Origin of the sequence: Erwinia sp. V71 (assembly GCF_965644245.1) — a bacterium.
In the GTDB taxonomy this organism is placed as follows: Bacteria; Pseudomonadota; Gammaproteobacteria; order Enterobacterales; family Enterobacteriaceae; genus Erwinia.
This window is the reverse complement of the sequence record NZ_CBFFRK010000175.1, coordinates 1-6,903: the sequence shown is the minus strand read 5'-3', so window position 1 is coordinate 6,903 and position 6,903 is coordinate 1. Positions and strand designations below refer to the sequence as shown.

At 39.8% G+C, this 6,903-nt stretch carries 9 protein-coding genes; 5 read left to right on the top strand and 4 right to left on the bottom strand.

Annotated features, from left to right (window positions below; all coding sequences use genetic code 11):
* Window positions 1-846 precede the first annotated feature (846 nt).
* Both ACSZO1_RS21230 and ACSZO1_RS21225 read left to right on the top strand, forming a co-directional pair.
* A complete protein-coding gene (locus tag ACSZO1_RS21230; protein WP_437616198.1) occupies window positions 847-1,131 on the top strand; it encodes a hypothetical protein in 285 nt (94 codons plus the stop codon).
* 87 nt (window positions 1,132-1,218) lie between these two features.
* Entirely contained in the window at window positions 1,219-1,794 is a 576-nt protein-coding gene (locus ACSZO1_RS21225; protein WP_437616196.1) for a hypothetical protein, read from the top strand.
* 84 nt (window positions 1,795-1,878) lie between these two features.
* Here the strand turns inward: ACSZO1_RS21225 and ACSZO1_RS21220 are convergent, their stop codons facing one another.
* The 3 genes from ACSZO1_RS21220 to mobQ form a co-directional block, all read right to left on the bottom strand.
* Complete coding sequence (locus tag ACSZO1_RS21220) at window positions 1,879-2,688, bottom strand: DUF6933 domain-containing protein (protein ID WP_437616194.1); 810 nt, start codon at window positions 2,686-2,688, stop codon at window positions 1,879-1,881.
* A gap of 46 nt (window positions 2,689-2,734) precedes the next feature.
* Window positions 2,735-2,881, bottom strand: a complete 147-nt coding sequence (locus ACSZO1_RS21215; protein WP_437616193.1) for a hypothetical protein — start codon at window positions 2,879-2,881, stop codon at window positions 2,735-2,737.
* A gap of 112 nt (window positions 2,882-2,993) precedes the next feature.
* A complete protein-coding gene (gene mobQ, locus ACSZO1_RS21210) occupies window positions 2,994-4,430 on the bottom strand; it encodes a MobQ family relaxase (protein ID WP_437616191.1) in 1,437 nt (478 codons plus the stop codon).
* 389 nt (window positions 4,431-4,819) lie between these two features.
* Between mobQ and ACSZO1_RS21205 the strand changes: the two genes are divergently transcribed.
* The 3 genes from ACSZO1_RS21205 (at window position 4,820) to ACSZO1_RS21195 (ending at window position 6,377) form a co-directional block, all read left to right on the top strand.
* Entirely contained in the window at window positions 4,820-5,374 is a 555-nt protein-coding gene (locus tag ACSZO1_RS21205) for a hypothetical protein (protein WP_437616189.1), read from the top strand.
* 183 nt (window positions 5,375-5,557) lie between these two features.
* On the top strand, window positions 5,558-6,022 hold the full coding sequence (locus ACSZO1_RS21200; protein WP_437616188.1) for a conjugal transfer protein TraD: 465 nt from the start codon (window positions 5,558-5,560) through the stop codon (window positions 6,020-6,022).
* Window positions 6,015-6,377: a hypothetical protein gene (locus ACSZO1_RS21195; protein WP_437616186.1), complete on the top strand. Its 363-nt coding sequence runs from the start codon at window positions 6,015-6,017 to the stop codon at window positions 6,375-6,377. Before ACSZO1_RS21200 ends, ACSZO1_RS21195 begins: the two co-directional genes overlap by 8 nt.
* A gap of 7 nt (window positions 6,378-6,384) precedes the next feature.
* On the opposite strand, the gene ACSZO1_RS21190 is transcribed toward ACSZO1_RS21195, so the two are convergent.
* A complete protein-coding gene (locus ACSZO1_RS21190) occupies window positions 6,385-6,717 on the bottom strand; it encodes a YegP family protein (protein ID WP_437616184.1) in 333 nt (110 codons plus the stop codon).
* Window positions 6,718-6,903 lie beyond the last annotated feature (186 nt).

Below are 6,903 nucleotides of genomic sequence, written 5' to 3'. Positions count from 1 at the left end.
TTATCGGTAGTTAACCCTTCCTCCTACACTCTCCACAATCATGTCCGAGCGTTGCACTTATTATCTGAATTCGCGGAATTCATATTTCATTAATCCTGATTATATGTTCAACGGTGATCGTTTATCTTTTGTTAAGTCTTATATTCTGACAGAATCGAAATCTAATGTGAAAAAGACGTAAAAACACGCCATACAAGGAGAGAAACATTTAACCTGATGTTATCCCTTTTGTGCAATAGTAAAAGGCTTAAAATGGCTTGTAGAGCGTTAGACTGCTATCAAAAGATATGGCAATGAATTAATAATGAGGGATATAGGATATTAAAGTTTACGACAGTCTATTTAATGTGAATCACAATAATGAAGTGGCGAATGAAATGGTTAAGAAAGTAGATTTCGGACATTCTGCACAGGAGGTGAGCTGCATACTCCGCTGAACACCTCAGAAGAGTCGATTCTGAGTGTTGCAGACAAAAAGCTGTTTCCTGCTGGTCAACGTCAAGCCGACAACAGGCCATTACGTTCACGTATCATGTCATTTCAACTGTATCCATATAATATTTAAACACAATACCAACATTTCCGCTCTGCTAGTTCCTGCAAACCGTTGAAAATCATTTTGATAAACGATCTGTACTATCGATCAATACACGGATAACAATAGATATTGGCTATCAAATATGCCTAGATTGATCGGTTTTTAATTGAATAAATCGATCGATATGTGATTTATGATAGTCTAGGGCTATCATAAGTTCATTTTTGATCGTTACAAACGATATGACACCATGTCAGTTGTAGATCAATTATATCAATTGGTTACGTCATATCTTTAAGGTGAACATCATGTCTGAATGCCCGTTTTGCAGAACAGAAGTCCAGCAGGGTGCTTCTGTTTGTCGTGGTTGTGGCGCGGAAGAAGTGAAAGGCTACGTCAGTCAGCAAACGATGAAGTTTTTAGCCGTAGTTGGAACAATCCTTGGTATTCCTACTGGCTTCGTTGTTGCTTTCGCTACGCATTCAACACCATTAATGGTTATCGTTCTTCTGGCGATGATGCTTGGCCCGATACTGATTTTAAAAATAAAAAACAGAAATAAGATTAGCTGGATCAGGCCGACGGCTCGGTAAGTAAGCCAGCAGCAGGGAAACCATCATTCAAACGGCTCATAACTGTTGGGCGGTGAGCTTTTATATACAATAATCAGGCGAGTAACAATGAAAAGAACAATCAGAGCATTATGTGTTCCCGCTCTTCTGGCGTTAACGGGTTGCCAGCAGTTAAACGATGCAACAGGAAAGGTAGGGCAATCGATCAACTCGTCCTTATCCTCTCTGGGCAATGCTTTAAGCACTTCCGGTAGTAAAGGTAAAACAACAGCAGCAGATAATCTTCCTGTGAACACCGTCAACGGTCTGGGTGCTATCTGTCGTGATTATGAAGTAAACGCTATGGCCGGTAAAAAGAACTGGATTGGCAAGAAAATCAGCATAAGCAATGCCACTGTGTTAGAAACGCAGGAAGCCTACGACACCATGAAGTACCTTGGTGCACAACGAGACCATAAAACTTACGCTATTATCTTCCAGACGGCTGATACGAAATATTGCGGTGGGGCTGTACTGTTGTCTTACTATGCAGGTCAGGATGACGATATTCTGAAATTCAAGAAAGGACAGAAAGTGAATATTACTGGTGTTGTTTATGATATCGCAGATCGGACTTTCAACACCCATAATAACGGCAATATGGCAGAGAAGGTGATAAAGTTGCGTGATGGTATCGTAAACTGATTATTGATTTATAAGTGATTTATTTTTAGTTTTGAACTTATCTGACAATTCCAGAATCAGAATTGTCAGATTGGTACGTAACTTTTAATGTAACTTTTTTGATTTGTTTTTAAATTTATTAATGTCTACCACATTAATATCATCCGGTATTGATTTGTTATTAAGAATATTATTCAAAATATTCATGTCTGTATCAGGAATATTATCAGTGGAGTCAAAAGCTAATCTGTTCGCAGATATAACCTGCTCGATGAGTCTCATTGCTTTTACAAAAGACAGCTTATTATAATGAACCAGCCAGATTAACAACATTTTTTCCTGCGCTTTAAGAATGTCGTTTTCGCCTTTAATGCAACGCCACTCATCATTGAGTCTCAAATCGAAATGAAGTGCCATTTCTTCATCTTCGGGAAACGCACCGACTTGATCATATGTATACTGAAATTGATAACTTACCTGAGATATATGTGCCATGACGCTGCGATCCGTTTGTTGGTAAAAACGAATTTCTTTGTGTTGTTTGAAATACCTGTCTATGGATTTTTCCATAGCAGCAGTAGTGAACAGTGAATAATCAGCGCCCAGCCATTCCATACCGTTGACCAGTCGGGTATTAAGACGTTCTACAAACCCCTGAACATCTCCTTTACGAACCTGATGAATAACATGCACCCAACGGCTTTCATATTCCATCGCAATCAGACAGGTGGAACGACCTATCTTGACCGCATGAACCACCCACTGAATGATTTCCTTATTCTTTATGTCAGACTGACGTTCCATGATGGTCTGCTGTACAGATGAAGCAGGCTCAAAGAACCCTTCATCAACATTCTTTTTGTATTTACCGTAAAGGTGTGTCGCCGCTGCTGCGGAGCAGTTGATAACCATCATATCGATAATCCCTCATCATTAGGGTTAGAGAAAAATTTATTTTTCATTATAAATCCCCATAATTTAGGAAAATCAGTCCATGTACAACATGCTTCTTCTCGGCAGCGTCGATGTGTTTACGCAGCTTGTCAGCCTCTTTCCATAAAACGACTTCTAACGATTCGGTTTTGATTTCCTGGGGTTTTCTAGCCATTACGGTCATTTTCCAGATACGGATGATTGACCTATTTTGCCTTAAAGTTCCTGTTGTTACGAGCTTATCAAATGATTATTAATCACTCAGAATTGATTGTTTTGATTGAAAATCATTTATCTTTGCGTTTGCTCGAACCAAAGCGAAGTTTAGGCAGAGTGAAAGCTTTTGATTTTGTAGCAACTTTCTTTTCCTTTGATAAAGGTGGAAAGGCAACTTGTTGGCTTGTTTTGTCTGGCTCTTGTTTTTTCATAGGCTCGTGGTTGTAGTTAGCGTCCGGAGGTACGGAAACGTCTGCTGATTTACTGGTAGTCACCATCGCCTCCCACTGCCTGCGGGTGATCTTCAATTTCGTAACAGGATCAATCATGATCTCATCCAGCGAAATATCCGTTAGGATTTTTGCGTCTTGCAGAGGATCGGCAACGCTTGGTGCGGCTGTGGTAGTGGGTTCTGGTGCAGCTTTCTGAACAGGACGTTTAACCAATACACTCATAAAAATTTTAATAAAATCATACATTTTGTGAAAATTGATCTTGCGCTTACGCCTTAACAGAACTGGTTTTTCTGTTTTTGACGCAACACCATAGTAAAGGGACATATCCTTTGGCTTAACCTCGGCAGACTTAAAGCGGCGTTTTCTTTCCGGAACAACCAGTGCAGGCTGTTGTGGTGCTGGTTTTGCTTTCAGACGTTCAATACGGAAAGTACTGAGGTTGACGGTAATAAGATGGCTCACATCACTGTTGAACAACTGCCTGAAATCGTTAGCAGCTTGTTTGGTCTGTGCTGCCTGCGCCTGTTCAGTCGCACGTAAAGCTTTGGCTCTCATAGTATGCCATGAATGGCGGTTGATTCGCGTCATTGCAGGGCGGTTAAGTTCAACAGCCTTTGCCAGTTGTTCATTAGCGATATCCTGTCTTCCTGTTTCTTGTGCTGCCTTCGCAAGGGCAATGGCTTCTTCACGCTGCGCTGAAAGGGAACGGTGATCCATGCGATTCGCAGAACCGGTACGTTCCAGAGCACGGTTAGACATTCTGGACCATGAAGCACGCCATTCTTCCATTAAATCATGCTCGTTCCAGCTTCTGTTCTTGTTGCCAAATCCTTGCGGTGTTATCTCGCGTAGCGTCAGCATAACGTGAGCATGAGGATTATGACCGTCAAGGTCATGGAAAGAGATATCAGCAATCATGCCTTTGCTGACAAAATTACGCTTGCAGTAGTTTTTCACTAACGCGATTTTGGCATCGTTATCCAGTTCAACAGGAATAGCGATATCAAAATAACGTGAGAGCTGGGCGTCTTTCCTTTTTTCAACTTTCTCAATTTCATTCCACAACACAGCAGAGTTTTTAATAAAATTAAAAGGTGTGTGTTCTGGCGCAAGAATGCAGTGGTGAAACAGATCGGAACGATATGAATAATCGTACACGTCTCCTGTTCTAACATCTTCTATTCTTTCTCTTGCGTTATATGCGGCAAGATAACAGGACGATTTCCCTGCGGATCTTTTTAGCATATTAAACGATAAATGAAACATTGCCATACTACAATAAATACTCCTGTTGGTTTTAATTTGTTTTAAAGGTTTTGACCTTTTCTGCTTTTAGTTTTTCGCAAGAAAAACTTATGTTTTGACTTTAAGGCCCCTGCCAGGCCCACACGTTGCGAAGCAATGTATAAGTGGGCATTGTATTTATTTTTTATTCAGCTTGCGCCGAATCAAAATAAAACAATGGTAAAGGTTTACTCTGGATTTTAGCGCCGAATGAAGAGGCGCGTAAGCTTGGGGTAAAGGGATATAGTTCGATCTTGGGATGTTTTTTCTTTTGCTTATATAATAATATAACTCGGTATTTAATATTTGTAAAATTTGCCAAATAAAAAAGATGTGATAATTGTTTTGTTCAGGTTAAAACAATAATAGAGGTAAAAATGAATAAAATAATAAATGTTATTAACAATAAAAATGGAGATAGCGATCTGGAAACAAAATGGTTTCTGATTGATTACAGCGACAACAACGAAAGTATGCGCATCAGATTAAAAGAAAACACTGTTAACGAAGCTTTTACTGCTATCCGCAGCGAATATGAACCTCAACTGCTGGAAGCCAGCGAGCAAACCCGTTTCAGAACCCTGTCAGGGCGGTATGGTAACGCGGTATCTTCCTTGAAAAGAAGCATCATGCAGGAACTGGTAGTTATCGTGGCAGGGCTTTTTATGCATTATTTCAGCATCGACAGCACATATGCCACCTCAAAAGAAATAATTAATGTTCTTTTTGGGTTTTTGGTGAAACGCGAAGTTATTTTAGCTTCGTTTTCAAGTGAGGGAAGGCAGGCAGACAGGAAAAGCCGATGGTTCAGTATGCAACAGCATGAGAAATCAATGCTGTTCGACTGTTTTAATGGTGTGATTAATGCCGGGCAACAATATGAAGCGATAAAAAGCCGTCTCGACGCTCTGGTTGCTGCCACGAAACGATAATAAAAAACAAAAAGATATATCCCTTTATTTACTGAAAAATGGATTGCTGAATAAGGAACGCGATATGAAGATCAAACTCTTTATGGTTTTGGGGACGTTGGATGAAAACACAATGATATTGCTGGGTCTCAATACAGTTTTGTGGTGCCTGGTGATCGGATTTAATATTACAGGAGAAATTTAATGGAAAGAAAAAATTTACAGCAGCTACTTGCATCCGCACAGCAGGAACTGAACAGACTCACGACAAAAGAAAAAGCGTTAACACGAAAAGAAAAAACGCACCAGAAAATTGTATTAGGTGGAGAGGTCGCAAAGTATCTGGGACTGGATATTAATCATGATGTGTTAGTTGGTTTTCTTCTGACTTTTGCCAGTTCAACAGAAGTACAACGCAAAACCTGGTTAAGTAACGGGGCCAGAGCCAGAGAAAATGAAAATCTGAGAAAAGAGCAAAAAAATAAAAATCCCATCAAAAAAACGGCTCGTGAAAAAAATGATACTGATGTACATAATGAGTCGAAAAATGTTACTCAACCTGATGCAATGATAAAAAATACCGAAAAGGATAAAACAATACGGCTTAATAACACTTTTTCCGCAATGCTTGAAAAGAAACTGACAGGGAAGAAAAACAAAAATGAATGAACTGACAATGGACGATATAGAAAGCAATGATGAGGTCATCGCGGCAGCAACTGACCATATGGCCTTTTTTCTGTTCTCCATTCTCTCGAATTGTTATCCGGAAATCGCCACATCTGAATTTGAAAATATCTTCAATGATGAATTTAAAGTTGATATTGAAAGTTTTATTAAAAATTACAGGAGAAACATTGGAAACAGAATGGCGTTGTCTGGTAAAGAACTTGCTCAGATATATTCAAATCAGCGGTTTTACGAAAAGTTGTCCAGAGCGCTCGAACAATGTAAAAAAGATAAACTGTCAGAAGCAATAGAAAATAAAGGCAGACCTGTTCTGACCGATCTGCCCATGAGGTAGAGAGATATTAAGTGTTATCTTTTATTGTAGTTGTGCTACCGTTGGTCTTCACGGACGCAATACCTGTATCACGGCCCTGTGCGGTGGTATACATTTGGCTTGTTCCTATAACCTGGTGGTTAGCTGCTTTCAGATTGAAATAAAACTTGCCATTAGTGGCAATTTTCTTTTCAAAACGGTCATCCAGCGGGCTGTTTGTCTGCACGGAGACAATGCCATTTTCAGCAGAGCTTTTTGTGGTGTAAAGCTCACTGGTGAGAATGATCTCTCCGTTTCCGGCTTTAAGAACAAATCTGAACTGATTATCGCTGCTTTTACTCAATTCGAACCAACCAGACATGTTAACTCCTTGATGTAAATAGCTAATGTAAACAGCTTGATTATTGCCCTTCGGGCTTAATTAGTATGCACAAAGGGCAGGTTTTTTCCAGTATGAAAATCTAAGTCATTTAATCGCGAATTCAGATAATAAGTGCAACGCTTGGTCATGTGGATGGAGGGACGGTTAGCTACCGATAAGCTATCC

What these genes read in the sequence shown, in the direction of transcription:
- ACSZO1_RS21230 (WP_437616198.1), top strand. Translation starts at nt 847, where the DNA reads ATGTCTGAATGCCCGTTTTGCAGAACAGAAGTCCAGCAGGGTGCTTCT.
- ACSZO1_RS21225 (WP_437616196.1), top strand. Translation starts at nt 1,219, where the DNA reads ATGAAAAGAACAATCAGAGCATTATGTGTTCCCGCTCTTCTGGCGTTA.
- ACSZO1_RS21220 (WP_437616194.1), bottom strand. Translation starts at nt 2,688, where the DNA reads ATGATGGTTATCAACTGCTCCGCAGCAGCGGCGACACACCTTTACGGT.
- ACSZO1_RS21215 (WP_437616193.1), bottom strand. Translation starts at nt 2,881, where the DNA reads ATGGCTAGAAAACCCCAGGAAATCAAAACCGAATCGTTAGAAGTCGTT.
- mobQ (WP_437616191.1), bottom strand. Translation starts at nt 4,430, where the DNA reads ATGGCAATGTTTCATTTATCGTTTAATATGCTAAAAAGATCCGCAGGG.
- ACSZO1_RS21205 (WP_437616189.1), top strand. Translation starts at nt 4,820, where the DNA reads ATGAATAAAATAATAAATGTTATTAACAATAAAAATGGAGATAGCGAT.
- ACSZO1_RS21200 (WP_437616188.1), top strand. Translation starts at nt 5,558, where the DNA reads ATGGAAAGAAAAAATTTACAGCAGCTACTTGCATCCGCACAGCAGGAA.
- ACSZO1_RS21195 (WP_437616186.1), top strand. Translation starts at nt 6,015, where the DNA reads ATGAATGAACTGACAATGGACGATATAGAAAGCAATGATGAGGTCATC.
- ACSZO1_RS21190 (WP_437616184.1), bottom strand. Translation starts at nt 6,717, where the DNA reads ATGTCTGGTTGGTTCGAATTGAGTAAAAGCAGCGATAATCAGTTCAGA.